This window comes from Nakamurella sp., from assembly GCF_044224575.1.
Lineage (GTDB): Bacteria > Actinomycetota > Actinomycetes > Mycobacteriales > Nakamurellaceae > Nakamurella.
Map to the genome: position 1 here is coordinate 68,078 of NZ_JBGAKE010000022.1, position 25,177 is coordinate 93,254.

The window sequence follows — 25,177 nt, forward strand, 5'->3', positions numbered from 1 at the left end:
ATGGCGCTACCGACACCGAATCTGGACGACCGCACCTTCCAGGACATTGTGGACGAGGCCAAGCGCCTGATCCCGCGCTATACCCCGGAGTGGACGAACCACAACCTGTCCGACCCGGGCGTGGCCTTGATCGAACTGTTCGCCTGGATGAGCGAGATGGTGCTCTACCGCGTCAACCAGGTTCCCGACCGGTTGTACGTGCATTTCCTGAACCTGGTGGGGATCGAGCCGTTCCCACCCTCGGTCGCCCGGGCGGACGTGACCTTCTGGTTGTCCGCACCGCAGGACACCGTGACGACGGTGCCGGCGGGGACCCAGGTGACGACCGCCCGGGAGACGGTCACCGATCGCGCGGTCGTCTTCACCACCGTCGACCGGCTCGACATCCGGCCGCCCGAGCTCGTCGCCGCGATGACCACCGACGCCCGCGGCGAACGGCTCACCGACGTGATCGACGACCTGCGGTACGAGGGCTCGTCCGTCACCTGCTTCAGCACGGTCGACGCGGCCGGTGCCCTGCTGCCCGGTGACGCGATGCTGCTGGGCTTCACCAGATCGCTGGCCGGGGTTGCGCTTCGGCTCTCGGTCTCGGCGGTGGCGCAGGGCATCGGGGTCGATCCGCTGCGACCGCCGCTGGCCTGGGAGGTATGGAACGGGGAGGCCTGGATCGGCACCGACGTGTTCACCGACACCACCGGCGGCCTGAACCGGTCCGGCGAGATCGTGCTGATGGTGCCGAACGAACACCAGTCGTTGACCCTGGGCGAGACCAGCGCCTTCTGGCTGCGGGTCCGGCTGACCGCCCCGCGGGCCGGGCAGCCCATGTACCAGGCGGCGCCCAGGATCGACGACGTGCGCGCCGCCACGATCGGCGCCACGGTGCTGGCCGAACACGCCTCGCCGTCACCGGCGGAGGTCCTCGGCCGGTCGGACGGCAGCCCGGGGCAGGAGTTCCGGGTGAGTTTCCCGCCGATCCTGCCGCGGCGCAGCGGCGAGACGGTCCGCGTGTCGGGCCCCGACGGCTCGTCGGAATGGACCGAGGTGGAGGATTTCTCCCGGTCCGGTCCGGCCGATCGGCACTTCGTCTGGGACTCGGCATCCGGTGAGGTCCGGTTCGGCCCGCGCATCCGGTACGCCGACGGGTCGGTCCGCCAGCACGGCATGATCCCGCGTGACGGGTCCGAGATCGCCGTCACCGGCTACCGGTTCGGCGGCGGAGCGGCCGGCAACGTCGGGTCCCGCACGCTGACCGCGATGCGCACGTCCGTGCCGTTCATCTCCGGCTGCGTCAACCTCCGCGCGGCCACCGGCGGCGTCGATGCGGAAACGGTCGCGGAGGCCAAGTTACGTGGCCCACTGACCCTGCGCACCGGTCAACGAGCCGTCACCGCGGGCGATTTCGAGCGCCTGACCCTCGAGTCCTCGGTCGAGGTGGCCCGGGCCCGATGCCTGCCCTCCGCCACCGGCCGCGGGCCGGTCCGGTTGCTGGTCGTACCGGCCGTCCGGACCGATCCGAAGTCCCAGCAGCTCGACGACTACGCGCTGGCCGCGCCGCTGATGCGGCGGATCACCGAGCATCTGGACCGGCACCGCATCGTCGGCACCGCCGTCGAGGTGGGCACGCCCTACTACCAGGGCGTCTCGGTGGCGGCGCTGGTTCACGCACCGCCCGGCCGGCCGCTCGCGCTGGTCCGGCAGCGAGCGGTCGACGAGCTGACCCGGTACATCAACCCGCTCACCGGCGGCGCGGACGGCGCGGGCTGGCTCTTCGACGTCGACCTGAACGCCGCCGCCATCGCCCAGCTGCTGGAGACCGTGGAGGGCGTGGATCGGGTCGACGAGGTGCAGCTGTACGAGTTCGACCTGCGCACCCGACAACGCATCGGGGCCGGGCGAGATGTCATCCGGCTGGACCGGCATTCGCTGTTCCTGTCCGGCAACCACCGGGTCGTCGTGCGATGAGCCGGTCCGGCCGATCGAACGATCGCCGCCCGCGGGGCGGTGGCGCCGGGGCGACCGCGCCGGCGGGGTGGCCCGGGTGGCCGGTCCGATGACGGCTCCCGGCCCGGACCCCGGTCCCGGCGACCGCGCCTCCCCGCTACCGGGGGCCCCACCGGCCGACGCGCCGAGCACCGCAGTCGCGGTGTCCGCCCACCATCCGGTGGCCGGTGTGGCCGGGGTCGGGGTGCCGGTCCGCCGGGGCATGCGCGTGAGCCGGCCCGCCCGGCACCCGCGGTGGCTGGTCGACCAACTGCCGGTCGGCATGGCGCAACACGACTTCTTCGTGCGGTTCGTCGGCATCTTCCAGGAGCTGGCGTCCACCCTGCTGGACGACGCGGACATGGTCGAACACGTCGCCGACGTCACGGTCACGCCGGTACCGATGCTCGAGGCGCTGGCCGGCTGGATCGGCGTGGATTCGGTCGACACGTCGCTCCCCGTCGACCTGCAACGGCTCATCGTGCGCTCGTCGGCGCGCTCGCTGTCCCGTCGCGGCACCGCGGACGGGCTGCGTGAGTTCGTGCAGATGCTGTCCGGTGGGCCGGCGACGATCGACGACGGCGGCGGGATCTGGCGCGAGGGCGAGGCGCCGAACGATGTCGCCTGGGTACGCGTGGAGGTCGACGGCACCGGACATCTGACCGACCGGGAGTTCGTCGCGTTGCTGCGCGACGAGGTGCCCGCGCACGTACGGGTGGAACTGTGGGTGGGCGGGCGACGCGCCCTGTCGACGGTGGAGGACGATCGATGACCAGTGAACCGGTGTCCGGCATCACCTCGGACGACCCGGACGTCACCAGGATCCTGGCGGCCATGTCGGCGCAATCGAGGCAGGCCGCACCGGCGCCGCCGCCGCCGGCAGCGCCCGAGACCGGGCCGCTGGTGGTCGACGCCGACGAACCGCCGCCGGTGAGCCGCGGTTACCGGCCGCCGACCTACCAGCCGCCACTGACGGCGGCCCTGCCCGACCAGCGCACCGCCGCCGCGACCGACGTGGTCACCTGCCCGGAATGCGGCCAGTTGGCCACCGTCAACATGGCCCGGCGGTCGGCCGACGACTTCTGCCGCAACTGCGACTTCCCGCTGTTCTGGGCCAAGGGCACCGTGATCACCCCCGAGGGCCAGGAGACCGGGGCGTCATTGCGCCGGCTGCCCGGCACCGTCGGCCGGGCCGCGACCGCCTCGCTGATCTGCCCCCACTGCGAGGAGCCGAACGCTCCGACGGCGGAGATCTGTGTGCGCTGTGCGCTGTCCCTGCACCCGGTTGACATTCCCGAGCCGGAGCCGGCCCCCGAACCGCTCATCATGTTCGCGCCGCCACCGGAACCGGCACCTCCACCCGCACCGGCACCCGGCTTCGACTGGTGGTGGGTCGTCGCGGTCGTGATGGCCGTCATCGCGATCACGCTGATCGTCCTGCTGATCGTGCTGCAGTAACGCCCGCACGGGTCCCGGACCGGCGGTGATAGGCCGCGTCGATGACCTCATCAGGCAGGCCGATCGACCACGTCGGCGGGGGCGTGCGGGCCCGTCCTACGCTGCCGATGACCACATCGCCCCCGGCGGTCGCGACCCGCCCGCCGGGACTGTTCAAGGAGCGCACATGCCAACGATCGTGACCGGCGACGGCGTCGAGATCTACTACAAGGATTGGGGATCGGGCCAGCCGATCGTCTTCAGCCACGGCTGGCCGCTGTCGTCGGACGACTGGGATTCCCAGCTGATGTTCTTCCTGCGCCACGGATTCCGGGTCGTCGCCCACGACCGGCGCGGCCACGGCCGCTCCGAGCAGGTCGCCGACGGGCACGACATGGATCACTACGCCGACGATCTCGCCGCCGTGGTGAACCACCTGGACCTGCGCGACGCCGTGCACGTCGGTCACTCGACCGGCGGCGGGGAGGTCATCCATTACTTGGCCCGGCACGGTGTCGACCGTGCGGCCAAGGCCGTGCTGATCTCGGCGGTGCCGCCGATCATGGTGCAGACCGAGAGCAACCCGGGCGGCCTGCCGAAGTCGTTCTTCGATGGGCTGCAGGAGCAGGTCGCCACGAACCGGGCGTCGCTGTTCTGGTCGTTCCCGTCGGGCCCGTTCTACGGCTATAACCGGGACGGCGTCGAACCGGATCCCGGCATCATCGCCAACTGGTGGCGGCAGGGCATGTCGGGCGGGGCCAAGGCGCACTACGACGGCGTAGTCGCCTTCTCGCAGACCGACTTCACCGATGACCTGCGGGCCGTGCAGATCCCGGTCCTGGTCATGCACGGCGAGGACGACCAGGTGGTGCCCTACGCCGACTCCGGCCCGCTCTCGGCGCAGCTGCTGCCCAACGGGACGCTCAAGTCCTACCCCGGCTACCCGCACGGCATGCCGACCACGCACGCCGACGTGATCAACGCCGACCTGCTGGAGTTCATCCGGTCCTGAACCTGGCCCGGTCCTCGGGTCGGACCGACTTGCCGTCTTCTGCCCTGCGGAGCCGATCAAGTGGGCGGAGGGTGGCAAGTCGGTGCCGACCCGGGCGGGCGATCAGACCGGCGATCCGTGGGACGGCCGGCGGCGCGCAACGAACACCCGGCACCGGCACCGCACGCCGGCGTCAGGCGGTCTTCTCGACCCTCTCGTCGCGGGCCCGGAAGTCCCACCACAGCTGCAGGAACGCCCGCAGCGGCGCGCACGGCGTGATGTCGTGGCGCCAGATCAGGATCTTGTCGAAGTCGACCGGCGGCGAGATCGGCCGGACGGTCAACCCCGCGAGGTCCGCGAGCGCCGGGTCCGAGCCGGCGCAGATCGCGACGCCGACCCCTTCTCGGGCGAAGGCGACCTGCAGCCGGACGTCGTTGGCGACGTAGTTCACCGTGACCGCCACGCCGATACCGGCCGCCACGTCCTCCAGCCGGGACCGCAGGGCACTGGTGCGCGGATAGCTGATGATCGATTCGCCCGTGAGCGCCTGCAGCGGAACCGGATCACCGGCCAGCTCCACCACGGCCGGGTCGAACACCGCCACGAGCCGGTCGCTGAACATCGTCGAGGCGGTGATCGCCGCCGGCAACGGCTCTGCCGGCCGTGCGATCACGGCCGCGTTGAGCCGCCCTTGCAGCACCATCTCCACCAGCGGCGCGCTGGTCGCCTCGGTGACATGGACCTCGATGCCCGGATGGCGATGCCGCATCCGGCCCAGCAGCGTGGGCACCGTGGTGTGCTCGATCCCACCGCCGGTCCCGATGTGCAGCGCGCCGCGCAGCAGTCCGGCCCGGGCGGAAAACTCGGCCTTGGCATCCTCGACGGCGGCCAGGCAGCGGCGGGCGTAAGGCAGTAACGTCCGCCCGCCGTCGGTCAGCGCGATGCCGCGGGACGACCGGTCGAACAGTGACTCGCCGACCTCTCGTTCGAGTGCCTGCACCTGCCCGCTGATGGTCGGCTGGGTCACGTCGCAGCGCTGGGCGGCCCGGGTGAACGAGAGCTCCTCGGCCACCGCGACGAAGTACTCCAGGCTGCGCAGGTCCATCGGACCAGGATGACGGATCGCGCCCATCGCCGGGCGCGGGGTGGCGGCCCGGCGGCCCGGCACGGGCCGCCACACATCCGATCGGACCGGCCCCGCAGACCGGCACTGGGCTAGTCGTAACGGGTCAACCGGCGCCCGGCGATTCATCGACCCGTGGATCACCACCGGGGCAAATGCCCGGGGCGACGGCCGATGTTGTCACCGGAAACACGTCGGTCTTCCGTCGAGTATCGGCTCCTGTCGACATCTGTTGAATTCTGCGGTGCACTGTGCGGCATTGCCGCCCGGCGGCAACGGGAATTGTTGAATTGCCGCCGGATCACTCGATTCTTCGGGCCGACCGACTACGCTCGGCGGTCTCATCAGAATTTCTCGATGACACCGCCGCCGATGAAACCGAGATTCGTGGGAGCGCACATGCGGGTGAAGGACATCCTGGACCGGAAGGGCACCGCGGTCGCCACCATCGACCCCGACGCGAGCATCGCCGAGGCGGTCGAGATGATGCACGGCCGGCGGATCGGCGCGGTGGTGGTGAGCGCGGACGGCGTGACGGTCGGCGGCATTCTGAGCGAGCGGGACGTCGTCGGCGCGCTGGCGACGTTGGGGACCGCGCTGCTGACCGCACCCATCCGGCAGTTCATGACCACCGACGTGGTCACCTGCACGCCCGACGACGAGTTGCGTCGGCTGGCGATCACCATGACGGACAAGCGATTCCGGCACATGCCGGTGACGATTGGCGGGCGACTCGCCGGGATCGTCTCCATCGGCGACGTCGTCAAGCTCCGGGTCGACGAACTGCAGACCGAGCACGATCAGCTGATCGACTACATCTCCTCGTCGGGCTGATCCCGTCCGGTTGATCCGTGGTGCTCATCCGACGGGCGGCGCGCCGGTCCGGGCCCAGCGGGATCAGACCATGACGGCGGGCTCGCGCAGGCCGGTGCCGGCCCCGGCGGTCACCGCCCGGTAGGCCGCCGCCAGACCGGACACCGCCTGCCGGAGGCGATCGGGCTCGTGCACGTACGGCAGCCGGACCCAATGCTCGAAGGCCCCGTTGACGCCGAACCGGGGGCCGGCGGTCAGCGTGACGCCATGTCCGGCGGCCGCCGCGGCCAGCCGGGAGGACACCGGCAGCGGCATCTGCGTCCATAACGAGAGGCCGCCCGGCCCGGGCACCCACCGCCATTGCGGCAACTGCTCGGCGAGCGCCGCGATCAGCGCGGCCCGTTGAATGCGCAGCTGGGCCCGGCGTTGCTCGGCGAGGTCCTCGATCTCGGCCAGCAGCAGGGCGGTGACGAGTTGTTCCAGCGGCGGGGCGCCCAGATCTCGTGGCGCGCGGGCGGTGGCCAACCGCACGATCGTCGCTTCGTCGGCCCGGACCCAGCCGATCCGCAGCCCGCCCCAGAGCGGCTTCGAGGCGCTGCCGATGCTGATCACCGGGCCGAATGCGGCCATCGGAGGCGGCAGCGGGGCGTCCAGGGCCAGCTCGGTCAGGGATTCGTCCACCACCACGGTCATTCGCGCCGACCGGCCAAGTGCGGTGATCGCCCGGCGCCCGGGCTCGTCCAGGGCCAGCCCGGTCGGGTTGTGGTGGTCCACCAGCAGGTAGGCCAGGCTCGGTGCGAGTTGGCGCACGGCCGCCCGGAGGCCGTCCAGGTCCCAGCCGGCCGAGCCGCTGTCCGTGATCAACGGCACCGGCGCGACCCGCCCGCCGGCCGCGGTGATCGCCTCGATGGTGTGCGGGTAGGTCGGGTGTTCGACGAGCACCCGGTCGCCCGGAGCGGTGAACAGGTCGATCACCAGGGTCATCGCCTGCTGGGCCCCATGAGTGACCAGAATCTGCTCGGGCCGGGTCGGCACGCCCCGCGCGGTGTACCGGTCGGCGATCGCCTGCCGCAGCCGCGGCACCCCGACGACGCCGAGCCCGTGCCCGGCCAGGTACTGCGGCAACAGGACGAGCGCCTCCCGGTACGCCTCGCCGACGGCCGGCAGCGCGACCGGCGCGGCGTACGACAGGTCGACGATGCCGCTCGCGGTCTCGCCCACCGGACCGAACCGGGAGCCGACCGCACCACCCAGCACGTCATCGGGCAACGCGACGGTGCTCCGCGCGCCCGGGCGGGAGGCCAGGTACCCCCGCTCGCGCAGCATCGAGTAGGCGGCGGCCACCGTGGTGCGGCTGACGTCCAGGGCGGCCGCCAGGTCGCGTTCGCCCGGCAGCGCGACGCCGACCGGCAACCGGCCGTCCTGGGCGAGCACGCTGATGCGTTCGGCCAGGGCCCGGAAGGCCGGCCGGGGCCGCTGGCCCGGGTCGCGCCACTGCGCGAGATCGCGGGTGAGCCGGGTCGCCGAGACGATGGGTGCGGTCATCGGGTCTCGGACTGATTCGATCGGCAAGCCTTGCTCATCGGTCCAGTATTGCCCAGCTGGACCTGGTATGGATAGCCAGTTGCGCGCAGATTGGCAGGCATGACAAGGAAATCGCTCCTGCACCGCTGGTCCCAACGCCGCGCCGCTCGCCGGAACGGCGCCGAAAGCTACTGGAATCCGCGCGATCTCTATGCTCTCGAGGATCGTGATGCGACCCGCGCAGGCAACGACCTACTGGCGGCGCGAGATCGGTCCAGTTGGACGTAACTGGCCTGTCCGACCCGGCGGCGATCAGGAGCGGAGCCGGCCCGTCCGGAAGGAGCGGTCAGCCCAGGCCCAGCTCGGCGAGCGCGTCGCGCACCCGCTCGTCCTCGGACTGCAGGAACGCCGCGAACGCATCGCCGTCCAGAAATGCGGCGGTCCAGCTGTTCTCGGTCAGCGCGTCGCGCCATTCCGGGGTCTGCTCCAGATCGTGGAACAGCCGGACCAGCCGCTCCCGGTCGGCGTCGGAGATGCCCGGCGGGGCGATCACGCCACGCCAGTTGGTGAAGATCACCTCGATGCCGGACTCGGTCAGCGTCGGCGCCTCCACCCAGGGCACCCGCTCCGGTCCGGACACGGCCAGCACCCGCAACTGGCCGGAGCGGATCTGCTCGGCGTACTCCACCAGGCTGGAGACGGCGACGTCGATGCGGGCGTCGAGCAGGGCGGGCAGCAGTGCCCCGCCACCGTCGAAGGTGCCATAGCGCACCAGGTGCGGGTCGATGCCGATCGCCTGCGCGAGTTGCATCGTCATCAGATGATCGGGCCCGCCGACCGCCGAACCGCCGCCCAGGCCGAGCCCGCCCGGATCGGCCCGCCACGATCGAACCACGTCCTCGATATCGCGGAGCGGGGAATCGGCCGGTACCAGGACCGCCTCCGGCTCCTGGAGCAGCCGGGCGATCGGCGTCCCGTCGGTGACCCGGTGGCCACTGCCGCTGGCGATCGTCGCGCCGACCACACCCAGCCCCATCATCATCGCCAGCCGTCCGTTGCCGGACTCGTCGAGCAGCCTGGACAGCGCGATCACCCCCTGGTCACCGGCCAGGTTGAAGACCGCGACCCGGTCGTCCAGCAGGCCGGCCCGTTCGGCGATCGACACCGCCGTGCGGGCCGTCACGTCGTAACCACCGCCGGGCACGTTCGGCACCATCATCCGGAACCGGTCGACCCCGCCGCCCGACCCGTCCACCGTGCACCCGGTCGTCAGCAACAGGCAGCCCAGCACCCACGCCAACACCCGCATCGACCTGCCCACGGTGCGCCTCCCGCCCGTCAGCCTGGCACGACCCACCCCGGCGGACGAGTGGTTGCGGTCGCAACGGACCTATTGGTCGTTGTGGTCGCCGCCGCGCCGGCCACCGAACGTCCTAGGGTTTGACGTGCCCGGAGACGATCGAGCAGGGAGGCTCGCCTGATGCGACGCTGGCTGCCGCGGACGCTGGCCGGGAAGTTCCTGGTGCTGCAGCTGGTCGTGGTGGCGCTGGTGCTGATCGTGGCCGCGGTGGTGTCGGCGCGGCAGTCGCAGGCCCAGTTCCGGGCGAACGCGGCCGACCGCATCCTCGGGGCCGCCGAGAGCCTGGCCGCCAATCCCGCGGTCCGCGAACGTATCGACGCGGCGACGGCAGCGGCCGATCTGGCGCCGATCGTCGAGTCCACGCGCATCCAGTCGGGCACATCGATCGTCGTCATCGCCGACGCGGGTCGGACCATCATCGCTGCGACCGACCCGACCCTGATCGGCCGCGAACTGGTGGTGTCGGACGAACGGGCCTGGGACGGCCGGGCCTGGGACGGCGACCTCACCCTGGCCGGCAACGACCTCATCGCGGCGAGCACGCCGGTGTTCACCAGCCCCACCGGCGGCGCCGTCGACCCGTCGCTGGTGGGGCTGGCCGTCGTCGGTGAGGAGTACCCGAGCGCGGTCACCACGCTGGCCTCCGACGTTCCGGAAGTCGCGCTGCTGCTCGGACTGGCCTCGCTGGCCGGGCTCACCGGGTCCTGGCTGCTGGCCCGGCGGATCAAGAAGCAGACCCGCGGGCTCGAGCCGGCCGAGATCGCCACGCTCACCGATCAGCGGGAGGCGCTGCTGCACTCCATCCGGGAGGGCGTCGTCGGCGTCGATCCGGCCGGCCGGGTGACCATCGCCAACGACGGCGCGCGGGACCTGCTCGATCTGCCCGGGGACTGCGTGGGCCGGCCGGTGGACGAACTGGGGTTGGAACCGGACGTCGCCGACGTGCTGTGCGGCCGGGCCGACGGCGCCGACGTCGTCGTGCTGCACCGGGACCGGGTGCTGGTCGCCAACCGGCGGACCGCCCGCACCCCCGGCCGGGAGGGCCGGAAGGGTGAGGACATCGGCACCGTCACCACGCTGCGCGACCGATCCGACCTGATCGCGCTGCAACGCCAGCTCGGCGCGACCCGCAGCGTCGGCGAAACGCTGCGCGCGCAGACCCATGAATTCGACAACCAGTTGCACATCATCTCGGGGCTGGCCCAACTGGGCGAGTACGACGAGTTGCGCGAGTACCTGTCGACCATCACCGCTCGACGGGCCCGGATGGACACCACCATCAGTGAGCTGATCAAGGACCCGGCCGTGGCCTCGCTGCTCATCGCCAAGGCCAGCCTGGCCGCCGAGTCAAGGGTGGAGCTCCAGCTGTCCCCCGAGTCGCGCTGCGCGCGGCTGGATTCCGAGCTGTCCACCGACGTCGGGACGGTCCTGGGGAACCTGGTGGACAACGCCCTGGACGCCGTCGCCAACTCGGTCGACGCCGCGGTCACGGTGGAGATCGTCTCCGACGAGTCGGCGGTGCGCGTCGTGGTGTCCGACAGCGGCCCCGGCGTTCCCGAGGGCACCGGCGATCTGGTGTTCGCGCGCGGGTTCTCGACCAAGTCGTCGACGGTGGCCGGCGGCCGCGGGGTCGGGCTGTCCCTGGTGCGGATGGTCTGCCTGCGCCGCGGTGGCTGGGTCGGGGTACACAGTGGTCAGGATTCCGTCCCGGCGGTCGGCGCCGTCTTCACCGCGGTGCTGGGCCGGGTGCCGGTCGAGGACCGCGCGGATCCGGACGGCACCACGGGCGCCGATGCGGGCGCCCGGGAACGGGAGCGGGCATGACGGCGGCGCAGCCGGAATTCGGGGTCCTGGTGGTCGACGACGACTTCATGGTGGCCCGCATCCACAGCCGGTTCCTGCAGACGCAGGACGGGTTCCGGGTCGCCGGCGTCGCGCACACCGGGATCGACGCGCTGGCCAAGCTGGCCGAGCTGAATCCCGACCTGATGCTGCTCGACGTGCACCTGCCGGACATGAGCGGCCTGGAGGTGCTGCGGATCGCCCGGCAGGACCACCCGGAGGTGGACGTCATCGTCGTCACGGCGGAACGGGAACTGGATTCCGTGCGCGACGCCTGGCAGGGCGGGGCCATGTCCTACCTGGTGAAGCCGTTCGAGTACACGGCGTTGGCGCAGCGGCTCGACCACTTCCGCAAGGCGCGGGCGGTGCTCGACACCCCGCAGGTCGACCAGAGCGACATCGACCGGTTGTTCGGCGTCGGCAGCGGGCCGGGCCGGCGGCCCGACCTGCCGAAGGGGCTGAGCCGGGAAACCGCCGACCTGGTGCGCCGGGCGCTGAGCGCCGACGAGGCCCTGTCGGCGACGGAATGCGCCGAGCGGGTGGGCATTTCGCGGGTCAGCGCGCGCCGGTATCTGGAGTATCTGGATCAGACGGGGGTGGCGCAGGTGCGGCTCAAGTACGGCAAGACGGGCCGGCCGGAGCGGCTCTACCGGCTGGTCTGAGTAGGCCGGGCCCCGCGCCTACGGCTCGATAACCTCCACCCGGACCGTCGTCTCGGAAAGGAGCAGGCGCAGATCCCGTGGATCCGAGGTCAACACGACGACCGGCGACGTCAGGACGAGGGCCGTCGCCGCCACCACCGCGTCGACGGTGAGATCACGGGGTTTGCGCCGGGCCGTCGCGGCCGCCGCCCGGAGCCGGCCGGCAGCGAAGCCGATCTGCTCGGTCACCTCGACCAGCCGCAGCGCCTTGGCCACTCGGTGCACCGCCGCATCCCGGCCCCGGCCATCGGTCACCTCGGCCAGCGTGAGAGTTGACGCATGCAAGCTGGACCCGCTGCGGCGAGCGACAGTTGCCCACGCTTGCATTCTCCGGTCGGCGACGGCCAGGGCCGACAGCGCCTCCGCATCGAGCAGGAAGGAATGCGGCCGGACGATCATCCGGCCAGCCTCCGCATGATCGCCAGGACCTCGTGCTCGTCGACCGGCCCGTGTTCGCTCTCCATCCGGGCCAACACGTCATCGAGCGCATCGCGCTCCAACTGCCGAGCCACCGCCTGCGCGACGTAGGCCGAAAAGCCCCGCGTTCCGACCCGGGAACGAACCCGCTCGGACATTTCCGCGGGCAACGATACGGAGTGCTTCTCAAATCCGGCCGCCGTCATGCCCTCAATCCTACTTCTGGTACGACTGGATCCCACGACCTCCGGCCGAGCGCGCGCCGACCCGGTTGATCATGAACGACACGCCCTCATCGCGAGGAACGAGGGCGTGTCGTTCATGTTCAACCGCGTTCAGACGGCGGCGAGGATGCGCTGCGCCTCCTGGGCGATCGGCAGGTCCACGAACTCGCCGGAGGGGGTTCGGCAGGCCGCGCCGCCCGCCGCCTCGAACGCGCCGAGCACCTCGCGGGCCCAGATCAGGCGGTCCGCGGCGAGGCCGAACACCTGGTGGATCGCCGGCAGCTGCCGCGGGGTGAGCGCCGATTGGGCGCCGAACCCGATGGCGCGGGCCGCGCGGGCGTGGGTGAGCAAACCGTCCGGGTCGTCCAGCTGGGCGAACACGCTGTTCACCGGGCCGGGCAGGCCGGCCGCCCGGGACGCGACGACCAGCACCGACCGCGGATAGGCCAGGGCCGCCGCGCTGCCGTCGCAGCCCAGATCGTTGGCCAGATCGACGCCGCCCAGGCCCAGCCGGACGACCAGCGGGTGGGCGGCGACGGCCGGCGCGGCGAGCAACCCGGTGGCCGATTCGATGGCGGGCAGGGTGGCGGTGAGCCGGGACGCCCGGGCGGCAACCCAGTCCAGCTGCCCGGGGTCGTCGACCTTGGGCACCCGGGCGTGGGTGAGCAGGTCGCCGATCGCGGCCAGGTCGGCCTCCGCGTCGGCGCTGCCCGGGGCGTTGATCCGGACCCATAGTTGTTGACCCGGAACGGGTTCCGCGGTCAATGCGGCGCGGACCGCGCGCCGGGCGGCCGGCCGGTCGGCCGGTGCCACGGCATCCTCCAGGTCGATGACGACGGCACCGGCGCCGGACCGGCGGGACTTGGCGATCAGGTCCGGCCGGTGGCCGGGCACGAAGAGGTAGCTGGTCGGGCCGCTCATGGTCGCACCTTCGGGATCGGAGTGGTCGGGGCCGGAAACCGGACGGAACCGTGCGGCCCGGGGTGCATCGGGCTGCGGCGGGCGGCCGGATGGTCCTCGGGGATCGGGCCCGCGGCGGGCGCCGGCCGGCCCGCCGTCACAGCACACCCGCGTCGCGCAGCGTCCGGATCCGATCCAGGTCGTGGCCCAGCTCCTTGACGTAGACCTCCTCGTTGTCGGCCCCGAGATCCCTTCCGGTCCAGTCGATCCCGCCGGGCGTCGCGGACATCCGGAACATCACGTTCTGCATCTTCATTCGGCCGAAATCCTCGTCGTCGACCGTGGTGACGATGTCCCGCTCGATCACGTGCGGGTCGTTCATCAGGTCGTGCACCGTGTACACCGGGGCGAGCGCGGCACCGACCCGGTTGAACTCGGCGACCACCTCGGCCTCGTCGCGGGCGGCGATCCAGGAGGCCACGTAGCCGTCGAGTTCGTCGGCGTGCTCGACCCGCTCACCGGCCGATGTGAACCACGGCTCGGTGATCACCTCGGGGTGGCCGACCAGGGTCAGCACCCGCTCCGCCACCGACAGCGAGCTGGTCGAGACGGCCACCCAGCGGCCGTCCTTCGTCAGGTAGGTGTTGCGGGGGGCGTTGTTCGGCGACCGGTTGCCGTGCCGGCCGGGTACCTCGCCGAGCTGGTCGTAGACCGACGGCGACGGGCCGAGGATCAGCAGCAGCGGCTCCAGCAGCGACAGGTCGATGACCTGGCCAGCGCCACCGCGCTCCTTGTGCAGCAAGGCCATGGTGACCGCGTACGCGCCGGCCAGCGCGGACACCCCGTCGGCCAGGCCGAACGGCGGCAGGGTCGGCGGCCCGTCGGGCTGGCCGGTCATGTGCGCCAGGCCGCTCATCGCCTCGATCAGCGTGCCGAACGCCCGCCGCTGCGCGTACGGGCCCTCCTGCCCGAAGCCGGTGACCCGAAGGATGACCAGGCCCGGGTTGATCTCGTGCAGCGTCTGCGGGGACAGGTCCCACTTCTCGAACACGCCGGGCCGGAAATTCTCGATCAGCACGTCCGCGGTGCGGATCAGATCCAGGAACAGCTCACGCCCGTCCGGGTCGGAGAGCTTCGCGGTGACCGTCCGCTTGTTGCGGCCCAACGTCTTCCACCACAGGCCCTTGCCCTGCTTGCGCCACCCGTGGGTGCGGGCCGAGTCGCCCGTCGGGTGCTCGACCTTGATGATCTCGGCCCCGAAGTCGCCGAGCATGGTGGCGGCCAGCGGGCCGGCGTAGACGGTGGCGGCGTCGATGACGCGGTACCCGGCGAGCGGCCCCCGCTGGCGGCGGCTCTCCTGCGGGTCCTCGTCGGTGATGGCGGCATGGATGTCGGAGTGGGCGGTGGATTCGTGCGTGACGGTCATGTCACTCCTTGTCGAGATCGGCGGTCGGTCAGGCAAGGGGGACGGCACTGTCCCAGGGTCGGTGCGCGGGATCCGGAGCGGTCCCCGACCCGACGGTGGAGGTGTCGGGCCCAGGACCGGGCCTGGCGGTGCGAGGTTCGGACCGGGCCGGTCCGGGTCGGATCAGCCGACCGGGATCACGCCCAGGACGACGGCGGTGGCGAGCATGACCAGCGAGCAGACCACGGCCCGCCAGATGACCTTCTTGTGGTGATCGGCCATCTGCACCCGGGCCAGCGAGATGAGCAGCAACATGGCCGGGACCAGCGGGCTGGTCATGTGCACCGGCTGGCCGATGATCGAGGCCTGGGCCATTTCGACCGGCGAGATCCCGTAGTGACCGGCGGCCTGGGACAGGATCGGCAGGATGCCGAAGTAGAAGGCGTCGTTGGTCAGGAAGAACGTCAGCGGCATGGACAGGATGGCGGTGATGACGGCGAAGTACGGTCCGAGCGGTTCCGGCACGGCCGAGACGATCCCGTTGGCCATCGCGGTCACCATGCCGGTGCCGGACAGCACACCCACCAGGACGGCGGCGGCGAACACCATGGCGACCACCGAGACGATGGACGTGGCGTGCGCGGTGATCCGATCGGCCTGGTCCTTCTGCTTCGGGAAGTTCACGACCAGGGCGACCGCGGCGGCGACCATGAACACCAGGGCCAGCGGCAGCTTGTCCAGCCCCAGACACACCAGCAGGCCGATGGTCAGCGCCAGGTTGAACCAGATCAGCTTCGGCCGCAGCGTCGCGCGGTTCGGATCGAGTCCGTCCTCCATGTCGGAGTGCTCGCCGTCATCGGTGACGCCCAGCTCGGAGCGGGCGATCGAGGACAGGTTCAGGTTGGCCGGCGGGACCGGCGGGAAGTCGCCACCGGTGGTGGTTCCGGCGCCGCCGGCGCCGGGGCCGGTCAGCACCGCGGTGCGGGTGCCGCCACCGTTGCCACCACGGAGCTCCGCGGCGACCGTGTCCAGCGTCAGACCCGACTTGATCAGCCGCTTCTTCTCGCTGCGGCCCAGGAAGTAGGCCAGCACGAAGACGGTGATGATGCCCATGATCATGCCGGGGACCATCGGGTTGAACAGCTCGGAGGGCGAGACGTTCAGCACCGTCGCGGCACGGATCGTGGGTCCACCCCAGGGCACGATGTTGAGCACACCGTTGGCCAGGTTGGCGACCACACAGAGCACGACCGGGCTCATCCCGAGCCGGCGATAGATCGGCAGCAGCGCGGAGACGGTGATGATGAACGTGGTGGAGCCGTCGCCGTCGAGGGAGACCGCGCCGGCCAGCAGGGCGGTGCCGAGGACGACCTTGACCGGGCTGTTGCCGACGACGCGCAGGATGAAGCGGATCAGCGGGTCGAACAGGCCCACGTCGATCATCAGGCCGAAGTAGATGATGGCGAAGAACAGCAGCGCCGCGGTCGGCGCGAAGTCCTTGACCGCCTTCATGATGGCGCCGGTGACACCGCCCTCGACGTCCTCGGCGATGCCGAGGCCGCTCGCCACCAGGCCCATGGTGATCGGCACCAGAATCAGTGCGATCACCGGGACGATTCTCTTGCTGAGAATCAAATACATGAAAACTGCGATCATCACGCAGCCGAGGGCGATGAGCATCGGTGCTCCCTTCGGAAAGTCGCTGGTAGACAAACCGTAAGCGGGCTCAGCGGAGCGTCGATGCTTGTAAAAACAAGTGCGGCTATTCGTCTTTGGCGTCGTTGTGGTCATTGTGGTCGGCGGTGCGCGCACGGGCTGGGGCGAGTGTCCGGTGCCGACGACGCCCCGCCGAGGAACCAACCACCGGCCGGCACCCGGCCGGCCTATTGCGCACTTCTCGTACTTATCGGATTTCTCGTACATTCCGGCCTGCCCGGCCCCGCCCGGCCGTCCGCGGTCGCCCGGCCACGGGATCGGGCGCCGCGGCCGCGGTCCTTCTCAGCCGATTCGCCGGGGGCTCTAGACACACCTCCACATGTGCTCTATGGTCAATACATATCTTGGTCTTACCAAAAGCCTTCCCTCTCCACTCGCAAGTCGCACCTCCCCGCCGGCCCGATACAACGACGTTCACCGCCTGTAGGAGGGCTACCTGTGCCGACCTTGACCGCCGGAACCTCACCCATGCCGACCTCGACGGTGCCCGCACCACCGGCCCACCCAATTCCGAAGGCGGTCATGGGACCCCAGGCTCCGCGCGGTCGTTCCTTGCGGTCGACCGGACCCAAGCACACGGTGGACCTGCGGCTGTTGCGCTGCTTCGTCGCCGTCGCCGACGCCGGTTCGGTGACCGCCGCGGCCCAGGAGCTTTATGTCAGTCAGCCTTCCCTGTCCCGCCAGCTCCATCGGCTGGAGCGGGAGATCGGTCTCCTGCTGTTCCGGCCCGTCGACGGCCGGCTGGTCCTGACCTCGGCGGGCCGGGAGCTGCTGCCACGAGCGCGGACGCTGCTGGCGACGGCCACCGACGTGCAATCCTTCGCTGGCGACATCGCCTGCGGCGCAATCACGACGGTGCAGATCACCGCCTCCGCCGTGACCGCCTACGACGTACTGGCACCCTTCATCGCATCGGCGTCCCGCGACCTACCGCCGCTCGCCGTGCGGTCGGCCGAGGCGGGACAGGTCTATGCATCGCTCGACGGGAACGCCGACCTGGTCGTCGACGAAGACATCCCGCCCGGACACCTCGCGGTCTCGGTGCTCGCCCGGCGAACCGTGCACGCGTTCGTTCCGGCTACTCACGATCTTGCCGCGAACGGGTCGGTGACACTCACCGAGCTCGTCGGGCATGCGCTGATCCTGCCGGACCGCCGGCGGCACGTCCGGCACATCATCGACGAGGCCACCACCCACGCGGGGCTCGTCTACCGAACTGCAGAGGAATACGACTGCCCGCCGGTCGGGATGGCCAACGCGGCCGCCGGACGCGGGGTGGCCGTTGGCTGCGGGGAGCCTGCGTTCGATCTGGTCCCGGTACCGGTCATGACGGCCGCCGGCCGGATGACGGCACCGCTGTTCGCGTCCTGGCTGGCCGATCATCACGCCGCGGCCACGCTGGCAGATGTTGCCGCCGGACTGTCCGACCACCTGGTCAGCGGCCTTGGATCCGGGCCGGGCGACGCGGGCGGCTTCCGCACGGGCGGCGAGGCCTAGGACGGGAGGACCCGGCACCACCCGCTGCATGACCGGAATGCGGAATACGCATAGGGCGGCAGCGCATCTGAAGTGGACCGCAATCTGATCACCGGACACCATGAGCATCGGTCTCCGGATGCGCACACCCACCGTCACGCCGCTAGCGCACGACCGAGAGTTTCCCACCACGTGGAGGATCAATGTCGACCCCGTACACACCCGACGTCACTGCCGTCGGCGACAGTCTGTTCTTGACGGCGATGGTCTCGATCATCCCGTTGGCCGTGGTCTTCATCTTCCTTGGAGTCTTGAAGACAAAGGCTCACTTCGCCGCCCTCGCCGGGTTGGCGGCATCGATCCTGGTGGCGATCCTCGCGTTCGGGATGCCGGTCGACCTGACCCTGCTGGGCGCCTCGCAGGGCATCCTGTACGGGTTGTTCCCGATCATGTGGATCGTGCTGGCCGCGATCTGGCTCTACGAGCTGACCGTGATCAGCGGCCGGTTCGAGGACCTGCGGACCGCGTTCAACCGGATCTCCGACGACCCCCGCATCCAGGGCATCATCATCGCCTTCTGCTTCGGCGGTCTGCTCGAGGCCCTCGCCGGGTTCGGCGCCCCCGTCGCCATCACCGGCGTCATGCTCGTCTCGCTCGGCTTCTCCCCGATGCGGGCCGCGGCCACCGTGCTGCTGGCCAACACCGCCCCCGTCGCATTCGGCGCCATCGGCATCCCGATCATCACCGCCGGCAACCTGACCGGCATCGACTACCACGAGATCGGCGCCGTCGTCGGCCGGCAGACCCCCATCCTGGCCATGTTCGTCCCCCTGCTGCTGGTCATGATCGTCGACGGCAAGCGCGGCCTCAAGCAGACCTGGCCGATCGCCCTGGTCTCCGGCATCGCGTTCTCCATCGCCCAGTTCATCAGCTCCAACTACATCTCCGTCGAACTCACCGACATCATCGCCTCGCTCGCCGCCCTGATCGCCGTCGTCGTGATGCTCAAGTTCTGGAAGCCCAAGGGCACCGTCGAGGCCCGCGAGCGTCTGGCCCTGGCCGCCCAGGAGGAGCACGTCGAGCCCACCGGTGGTGCCGGCACCGGCCCCGTCGCGACCGCAGTCTCCACCGAGAAGATGACCGTCGGCCGCACCGTGATGGCGTTCCTGCCCTACATCGTGGTCATCGTGGTGTTCTCCCTGGCCAAGCTGTTCACCCCGCTCAAGAACTGGCTGGCCAGCACCGACCTGAAGTTCGGCTGGCCCGGCTCCGACGGCAACATCCTGACCCTGGCCGGCAAGCCCTCCACCGCCACCCAGTACACCCTGGGCTACCTGTCCAACGCCGGCACCCTGCTGATCATCTCCGGCGTCATCGTGATGATCGCCTACCGCATCAAGCCGAGCCTGGCCGTCAAGGAATTCGGCAAGACGATCTACAAGCTGCGGTACGCCCTGCTGACCGTCGGCAGCGTGCTGGGCCTGGCCTACGTGATGAACATGTCCGGCCAGACCATCACCATCGGCCAGTGGCTGGCCGCCGGCACCGGCGCCTTCTTCGCCTTCCTGTCCCCGATCCTGGGCTGGGTCGGCACCGCCGTCACCGGCTCCGACACCAGCGCCAACGCCCTGTTCGCCACCCTGCAGCAGTCCGCCGCCGAGAAGGCCGGACTGGACCCGACCCTGCTCGTCGCCGCCAACACCTCCGGCGGCGTCGTCGGCAAGATGATCAGCCCGCAGAACCTGACCATCGCCGCCACCGCCGTCGGCCTGCTCGGCAAGGAATCGGAAATTCTGCGCCGGGTGCTCAAGTGGAGCGTCGGCCTGCTGCTGGCCATGTGCGTCCTGGTCTACCTGCAGAGCAACGTCCTGTCCTGGATGATCGGCTGACCTGACAGCCACTCGAACGGCGCCCCCGGATGCCCTCCGGCGGGCGCCGTTCCACAATGACCACCAGCGGCCTCGAGCCGTGCCGCCGTATCCCTGCGTTCGCTCGTCTCCACCCGCTTGTCGCACCTGCCTGACTGCAACTCTTCCGCCGCCGCACTGAGTTGACCGGAGTCCTGCCCATGCGTATCGCGTTGATCGCCACCTGTCTGGGTGACGCGTTGTTCCCCGAGGTGGCCCAGGCCACCACCGTGCTCCTCGAGCGCCTCGGCCACCAGGTCGTCTTCCCGGCCGACCAGGTGTGTTGCGGGCAGATGCACGTCAACACCGGCTACCTCAAAGAAGCCGTGCCCGTCGTCCGGCACCACGTCGAGGTCTTCGAGGCCGCCACCTTCGACGTCGCCGTCGCCCCGTCCGGGTCCTGTGTCGGCTCGGTCCGCCACCAACAGGCCATGGTCGCCCGCCGCGCCGGCGACACCGCCCTGGCCGACCGGGCCACCGCCCTGGCCGGCCGCACCTACGAACTGTCCGAACTGCTCGTCGACGTGCTCGGCGTGACCGACGTCGGCGCGTACTACCCGCACCGCGTCACCTACCACCCGACCTGCCACTCCCTGCGGATGCTGCGCGTCGGCGACAAACCCCTCCAACTCCTGCGGGCGGTCCAGGGCATCGACCTGGTCGAGTTGCCCGGCGCCGACCAATGCTGCGGCTTCGGCGGCACCTTCTCCATCAAGAACGCCGGCACCTCCGCCGCGATGCTCGCCGACAAGGTCACCAACATCACCGGCACCGGCGCCGACCGGTGCACCGCCGGCGACGCGTCCTGCCTGCTGAACATCGGCGGCGGCCTGTCCCGGCAGGACACCGGCATCCGCACCATCCACCTGGCCCAGATCCTGGCCTCCACCCGAGAGCTGGTATCGGCATGAGCACGTTCCTCGGGATCCCGAAACGGCACGCCGCGCAGGAGGAGTCGCCGCTGCGCGGCACTCTGCCGTTCCCCAAGGCCGCCCGCAAGGAACTCGCCAACGACCAACTCCGCCGCAACCTGGCCCACGCCACCTCGGTCATCCGCAGCAAACGCGCCCAGGTCGTCGACGAAATGCCCGACTGGGAAGCGCTCCGCGACGCCGGCGCCGCGACCAAAACGCAGGTCATGTCGAACCTGCCCGCCCTGCTCGAACAATTCGAGGCCAACGTGACCGCCCGCGGCGGCATCGTGCACTGGGCCACCGACGCCGACGAAGCCAACCGGATCGTCACCGACCTCGTCCGCGCCCAAGGCGTCGACGAAGTCATCAAGGTCAAATCGATGGCCACCCAGGAAATCGGCCTCAACGAATACCTCGAGGACAACGGCATCGCCGCCGTCGAGACCGACCTGGCCGAACTGATCGTGCAACTGGGCCACGACAAGCCCTCCCACATCCTCGTCCCCGCGATCCACCGCAACCGCACCGAGGTCCGCGACATCTTCCTCGCCGAAATGGAAGGCGCCCCCGCCGACCTGACCGACGAACCGCGCCGCCTCGCGATGGCCGCCCGGGAACACCTACGCCGCAAATTCCTCCGCAGCAAGGTCGCGATCTCCGGCACCAACTTCGGCATCGCCGCGACCGGCACCATCGGCGTCGTCGAATCCGAAGGCAACGGCCGCATGTGCGTGACCCTGCCCGACACCCTGATCACCGTGATGGGCATCGAGAAGATCCTGCCCGAATTCACCGACCTGGAAGTGTTCCTGCAACTCCTGCCCCGGTCCTCCACCGGGGAACGGATGAACCCCTACACCTCCCTATGGACCGGCGTCACCGACGGCGACGGCCCGCAGAACTTCCACATCATCCTGCTCGACAACGGCCGCACCAACGCCCTGGCCGACCAGATCGGCCGCGCCGCCCTGCACTGCATCCGCTGCTCCGCCTGCCTCAACGTGTGCCCGGTCTACGAACGCACCGGCGGCCACGCCTACGGCTCGGTCTACCCCGGCCCGATCGGCGCCGTCCTGACCCCGCAACTGACCGGCATGCACGGCCACGACGACGTCAACTCGACCCTGCCCTACGCCTCCTCCCTGGATCATGAGCGACCCGAAACGGTTCGCCGCCGTCGAAAAAGGCCTCGCCGTCGGCCGCCTCGTCGCCGGACCCGACAAGAAAATCAAACACCTACCCTTCCCCGGATCCGCCTGGACCCACAGCAAAGACATGCCCGCACCCCCCAAACAAACATTCCGGCAATGGTGGAAGGAAACGCACCATGAGTAGCCGAGAGACCGTCCTGAACCGCATCCGCGACGCCCTCGCCGCAGATGTCAGCGCACCACCACCGATCCCCCGCGACTACATCCGCGTCGGCGACCCACCCGGCAGCCCCCCCGTCCTGGAACTCATGGTCGACCGGCTCGTCGACTACAAAGCCCACGTCCGCGAAGTCACCACCGACGAACTCGCCGACGCCATCGACACCGCCCTGACCGACGCCCGCACCGTCGTCGTCGCCGCCGACCTGAACCCCGACCTCAAAGCCGCCGCCGCCCGCTCCGCCCGCACCGTCACCACCGACGGCACCCCCACCGTCCTGACCCCGAACGAACTCGACTCGATCGACGCCGTCCTCACCACCGCCACCGTCGCCATCGCCCTCTCCGGCACCATCACCCTCGACGGCGGACCCGGCCAAGGCCGCCGCGCCATCACCCTGATCCCCGACACCCACCTCGTCGTCCTGTACGCCGACCAGATCGTGCACACCGTCCCCGAAGCCATCAACCGCCTCGACCCCACCCGACCCCTCACCATGATCGCCGGCCCCTCCGCCACCAGCGACATCGAACTCGAACGCGTCGAAGGCGTCCACGGCCCCCGCACCCTGTCCGTCCTCATCGTCCGCTGAACCCCTGATCGAGGGGCCACTTCCCGCCGTTCCCACCACCCCGGAACGACCAGAAGTGGCCCCTCGACGGGCTCGGCACCTTCGAGACCCCGCTGCGCGGAATCCCGAGACAACCAACCGACCGAACACATCAGGATGGACCTCCATGGCGATGACCAGGTGCGAAGCGGCCCTCCCCGCACCGGCCGCATTGACCCGAACGGAACGCTCCGGCCGACCCGCTTCACCCGGTGACAGCATGATCAACCGCCCTGCGCAACTGCCGGTGCCCGTCGCCGAGGAGTGGAACTGGCAGTTGGCGGCGACCTGTCGCGGCATGGAGGTGGAGCTGTTCTTTCACCCGGCTCGCGAACGAAAAGGGCAGAAGCAGCGGCGCATCGAGCAGGCGAAGGCAATCTGCCATGGCTGCCCGGTCCTCGAGGAATGTCGCCGGCACGCCCTGCAAACCCGGGAGCCCTACGGGATCTGGGGTGGCCTGTCCGAGGACGAACGGGCGGCCATCCTGGGGGTGGGGAACCTGCGTTACCCGGCCGCGGCCCGCCGGAACAGCCTGGGGCCGCTTCCGATACCGGTGCCGGTCACGGCGATGTCGGGCCGGTCGACGACGGCAAGCTCGGCCTGAATTCACCGGCGACCGGTCGTCTCGGTCGGGCCGCCGGGCGTCGCGTCACCGGCATCGCCGCCCGGTCAGCACTCGACGATGTTGACCGGGATGACGTGCAGGGCCAGGCCCCCGCGGGCGGTCTCCTTGTACTTGACGCTCATGTCCGCACCGGTCTCGCGCATGGTCTTGATCGCCTTGTCCAGCGAGACATGGTGTTGACCGTCGCCCAGGATGGCCATCCGCGCCGCCGTCACCGCCTTGACCGAGGCGACCGCGTTCCGCTCGATGCACGGGATCTGCACCAGTCCGCCCACCGGATCGCAGGTCAGGCCCAGGTTGTGCTCGATCCCGATCTCGGCGGCGTTCTCCACGTGCGCCGGTGTGCCGCCCAGCACCTCGGCCAGCCCGCCCGCCGCCATGGAGCATGCCGAGCCGACCTCGCCCTGGCAGCCGACCTCCGCACCCGAGATGGAGGCGCCCTCCTTGAACAGGATGCCGATGGCGGCCGCGGCCAGCAGGAACCGGACGACCCCGTCGGCCTGCTCGGCCTCGGACGGGCCGGCGACGAACCGGGTCCAGTAGTGCAGCACGGCCGGCACGATCCCGGCCGCGCCGTTGGTCGGCGCCGTCACCACCCGGCCGCCGGCCGCGTTCTCCTCGTTGACCGCCAACGCGAACAGCGTGATCCATTCCATCGCGTGCAACGGATCGGCCGACTCGCCGGCCCCCATCAGCTGCTCGTGCAGGGTGTGCGCGCGGCGGCGCACCTTCAGCCCGCCGGGCAGCACCCCGGTCTCCCGGACGCCGTTGTCCACGCACTCCTGCATGACGGCCCAGATCTCGAGCAACCCGGCCCGGATCTGCTCCTCACTGCGCAGCACCAGCTCGTTCTGCAGCATCACCCAGCTGATCGATTGACCGGTCGCCAGGGTGTGCGCCAACAGTTCCGACCCGGTGCGGAACGGGTACGGCACCGGCGTGGCATCGGCGACCACCGCCGGCCGGCCGGCCTCGTCCTCCCCGAGCACGAATCCGCCGCCGACCGAGAAGTACGTCCGCACCAGCATTTCCGTACCATCGGCACCGTCCGCGAACAACCGCATCCCGTTGGTGTGGAAGTCCAACCGCTTGCGCCGGTGCAGCACGATGTCGGTGTCCGGGTCGAAGTCGATGACCGTGCCCGTGGGCAACCGCAGGGTGCGGCTGTCGTAGACGGTCTGCACCGCGGCGCCGGTGGCCCGCGGGTCGACCGTTTCCGGCGCGTAGCCCAGTAACCCGAGGATGACCGCCTTCACCGTGCCGTGCCCGTGCCCGGTCGCCCCCAACGAGCCGAACAGTTCCACCCGCACCCGCACCGGCTCGGTCCCGGCCTGCGCCAGCTCATCGGTGAACATCAGCGCGGCCCGCATCGGACCGACGGTGTGTGAGCTGGACGGACCGATCCCCACGCTGAACAAGTCGAAAACGCTGATCATGGGGACAGTCTCCTCGGGCAGGGGTGGTCAGGGTGGGCAGGGCGGGCGGGAGTGGGGTCGGGTGCGTCAGGGTCCGGTCGGCACCGGGTCGGCCCGGCGGGCCGGGTAGCGCAGCGAGGCCCGGCCGAGCCGTTCGGCCCGGTCCTCCTCGGACAGGCCGCCCCAGATGCCGTACGGCTCGGGGGCGGCCAGGGCATGCGCCAGGCAGGATCGGATCACCGGGCAACTCTGGCAGACTGCCCGGGCGGCGGCGACCCGTCGCCGGCGGCCGCGGGCCCGCTCGTTCGGCGGATGGAAGAACAGGTCGCTGTCCATCCCCCGGCAGGCCGCGTCGGCCTGCCAGTCCCAGTGGTCGGTGAGTGGCGCCGGTAGCCCGGTCCACTCCCCCGCCGCGACGCCGGACAT

At 70.5% G+C, this 25,177-nt stretch carries 22 protein-coding genes and 1 pseudogene; 13 read left to right on the forward strand and 10 right to left on the reverse strand.

All coding sequences use genetic code 11. The annotated features are described in order from the left end of the window. From ACILSK_RS20370 to ACILSK_RS20385, 4 genes are all read left to right on the forward strand, one after another. Positions 1–1,962, forward strand: coding sequence for a putative baseplate assembly protein (locus ACILSK_RS20370; protein WP_395729016.1), 1,962 nt, complete (start codon positions 1–3; stop codon positions 1,960–1,962). A gap of 88 nt (positions 1,963–2,050) precedes the next feature. Beyond that, a complete protein-coding gene (locus ACILSK_RS20375) occupies positions 2,051–2,752 on the forward strand; it encodes a phage tail protein (protein ID WP_395729017.1) in 702 nt (233 codons plus the stop codon). Then, the gene (locus ACILSK_RS20380) at positions 2,749–3,438 is read left to right on the forward strand and encodes a hypothetical protein (protein ID WP_395729018.1); all 690 of its coding nucleotides are present in this window, start codon (positions 2,749–2,751) and stop codon (positions 3,436–3,438) included. Before ACILSK_RS20375 ends, ACILSK_RS20380 begins: the two co-directional genes overlap by 4 nt. Before the next feature lie 166 nt (positions 3,439–3,604). Then, on the forward strand, positions 3,605–4,429 hold the full coding sequence (locus ACILSK_RS20385) for an alpha/beta fold hydrolase (RefSeq protein ID WP_395729019.1): 825 nt from the start codon (positions 3,605–3,607) through the stop codon (positions 4,427–4,429). Positions 4,430–4,601: 172 nt separating this feature from the next. Here the strand turns inward: ACILSK_RS20385 and ACILSK_RS20390 are convergent, their stop codons facing one another. Beyond that, positions 4,602–5,513: a LysR family transcriptional regulator gene (locus ACILSK_RS20390; protein ID WP_395729020.1), complete on the reverse strand. Its 912-nt coding sequence runs from the start codon at positions 5,511–5,513 to the stop codon at positions 4,602–4,604. A 417-nt stretch (positions 5,514–5,930) separates the two neighbouring features. Between ACILSK_RS20390 and ACILSK_RS20395 the strand changes: the two genes are divergently transcribed. Next, positions 5,931–6,365 (forward strand): CBS domain-containing protein, encoded by a 435-nt coding sequence (locus tag ACILSK_RS20395; RefSeq protein WP_395729021.1) that lies wholly within the window; start codon positions 5,931–5,933, stop codon positions 6,363–6,365. Positions 6,366–6,428: 63 nt separating this feature from the next. Here ACILSK_RS20395 and ACILSK_RS20400 read toward each other — a convergent pair whose 3' ends face one another. Beyond that, on the reverse strand, positions 6,429–7,889 hold the full coding sequence (locus tag ACILSK_RS20400; RefSeq protein WP_395729022.1) for a PLP-dependent aminotransferase family protein: 1,461 nt from the start codon (positions 7,887–7,889) through the stop codon (positions 6,429–6,431). Positions 7,890–8,214: 325 nt separating this feature from the next. Beyond that, a complete protein-coding gene (locus ACILSK_RS20405; RefSeq protein ID WP_395729023.1) occupies positions 8,215–9,177 on the reverse strand; it encodes a Bug family tripartite tricarboxylate transporter substrate binding protein in 963 nt (320 codons plus the stop codon). Between the two features lie 171 nt (positions 9,178–9,348). On the opposite strand from ACILSK_RS20405, the gene ACILSK_RS20410 reads away from it, so the two are divergent. Beyond that, entirely contained in the window at positions 9,349–11,052 is a 1,704-nt protein-coding gene (locus ACILSK_RS20410; RefSeq protein WP_395729024.1) for an ATP-binding protein, read from the forward strand. Then, positions 11,049–11,732, forward strand: a complete 684-nt coding sequence (locus ACILSK_RS20415; protein ID WP_395729025.1) for a response regulator — start codon at positions 11,049–11,051, stop codon at positions 11,730–11,732. Before ACILSK_RS20410 ends, ACILSK_RS20415 begins: the two co-directional genes overlap by 4 nt. Positions 11,733–11,750: 18 nt before the next feature. Here the strand turns inward: ACILSK_RS20415 and ACILSK_RS20420 are convergent, their stop codons facing one another. From ACILSK_RS20420 to ACILSK_RS20440, 5 genes are all read right to left on the reverse strand, one after another. After that, the gene (locus tag ACILSK_RS20420; protein WP_395729026.1) at positions 11,751–12,170 is read right to left on the reverse strand and encodes a PIN domain-containing protein; all 420 of its coding nucleotides are present in this window, start codon (positions 12,168–12,170) and stop codon (positions 11,751–11,753) included. Next, on the reverse strand, positions 12,167–12,394 hold the full coding sequence (locus ACILSK_RS20425; RefSeq protein WP_395729027.1) for a CopG family transcriptional regulator: 228 nt from the start codon (positions 12,392–12,394) through the stop codon (positions 12,167–12,169). The genes ACILSK_RS20420 and ACILSK_RS20425 overlap by 4 nt, the downstream gene beginning before the upstream one ends. Before the next feature lie 129 nt (positions 12,395–12,523). Continuing rightward, the gene (locus ACILSK_RS20430) at positions 12,524–13,333 is read right to left on the reverse strand and encodes an HpcH/HpaI aldolase/citrate lyase family protein (RefSeq protein WP_395729028.1); all 810 of its coding nucleotides are present in this window, start codon (positions 13,331–13,333) and stop codon (positions 12,524–12,526) included. A gap of 136 nt (positions 13,334–13,469) precedes the next feature. Next, positions 13,470–14,738 carry a CaiB/BaiF CoA transferase family protein gene (locus ACILSK_RS20435; protein ID WP_395729029.1) on the reverse strand — a complete coding sequence of 423 codons (1,269 nt, stop codon included), beginning with the start codon at positions 14,736–14,738 and terminating at the stop codon, positions 13,470–13,472. A 162-nt stretch (positions 14,739–14,900) separates the two neighbouring features. Beyond that, the gene (locus ACILSK_RS20440) at positions 14,901–16,397 is read right to left on the reverse strand and encodes a CitMHS family transporter (protein ID WP_395729030.1); all 1,497 of its coding nucleotides are present in this window, start codon (positions 16,395–16,397) and stop codon (positions 14,901–14,903) included. Positions 16,398–16,985: 588 nt separating this feature from the next. Between ACILSK_RS20440 and ACILSK_RS20445 the strand changes: the two genes are divergently transcribed. From ACILSK_RS20445 to ACILSK_RS20470, 6 genes and pseudogenes are all read left to right on the forward strand, one after another. Beyond that, entirely contained in the window at positions 16,986–17,930 is a 945-nt protein-coding gene (locus ACILSK_RS20445) for a LysR family transcriptional regulator (protein ID WP_395729031.1), read from the forward strand. Positions 17,931–18,112: 182 nt separating this feature from the next. Beyond that, on the forward strand, positions 18,113–19,798 hold the full coding sequence (locus tag ACILSK_RS20450) for an L-lactate permease (protein WP_395729032.1): 1,686 nt from the start codon (positions 18,113–18,115) through the stop codon (positions 19,796–19,798). A 179-nt stretch (positions 19,799–19,977) separates the two neighbouring features. Continuing rightward, complete coding sequence (locus ACILSK_RS20455; protein WP_395729033.1) at positions 19,978–20,727, forward strand: (Fe-S)-binding protein; 750 nt, start codon at positions 19,978–19,980, stop codon at positions 20,725–20,727. Beyond that, a pseudogene (locus tag ACILSK_RS20460) lies at positions 20,724–22,065 on the forward strand (lactate utilization protein B). Before ACILSK_RS20455 ends, ACILSK_RS20460 begins: the two are co-directional and overlap by 4 nt. Continuing rightward, positions 22,058–22,693: a lactate utilization protein C gene (locus ACILSK_RS20465; RefSeq protein WP_395729034.1), complete on the forward strand. Its 636-nt coding sequence runs from the start codon at positions 22,058–22,060 to the stop codon at positions 22,691–22,693. The pseudogene ACILSK_RS20460 and the gene ACILSK_RS20465 overlap by 8 nt, the downstream one beginning before the upstream one ends. Positions 22,694–22,931: 238 nt before the next feature. After that, the gene (locus ACILSK_RS20470; protein WP_395729035.1) at positions 22,932–23,315 is read left to right on the forward strand and encodes a WhiB family transcriptional regulator; all 384 of its coding nucleotides are present in this window, start codon (positions 22,932–22,934) and stop codon (positions 23,313–23,315) included. A 65-nt stretch (positions 23,316–23,380) separates the two neighbouring features. Here ACILSK_RS20470 and ACILSK_RS20475 read toward each other — a convergent pair whose 3' ends face one another. Together ACILSK_RS20475 and ACILSK_RS20480 are read right to left on the reverse strand one after the other, a co-directional pair. Then, positions 23,381–24,772, reverse strand: a complete 1,392-nt coding sequence (locus ACILSK_RS20475; protein WP_395729036.1) for an L-serine ammonia-lyase — start codon at positions 24,770–24,772, stop codon at positions 23,381–23,383. A 66-nt stretch (positions 24,773–24,838) separates the two neighbouring features. Then, a complete protein-coding gene (locus ACILSK_RS20480) occupies positions 24,839–25,177 on the reverse strand; it encodes a WhiB family transcriptional regulator (RefSeq protein WP_395729037.1) in 339 nt (112 codons plus the stop codon).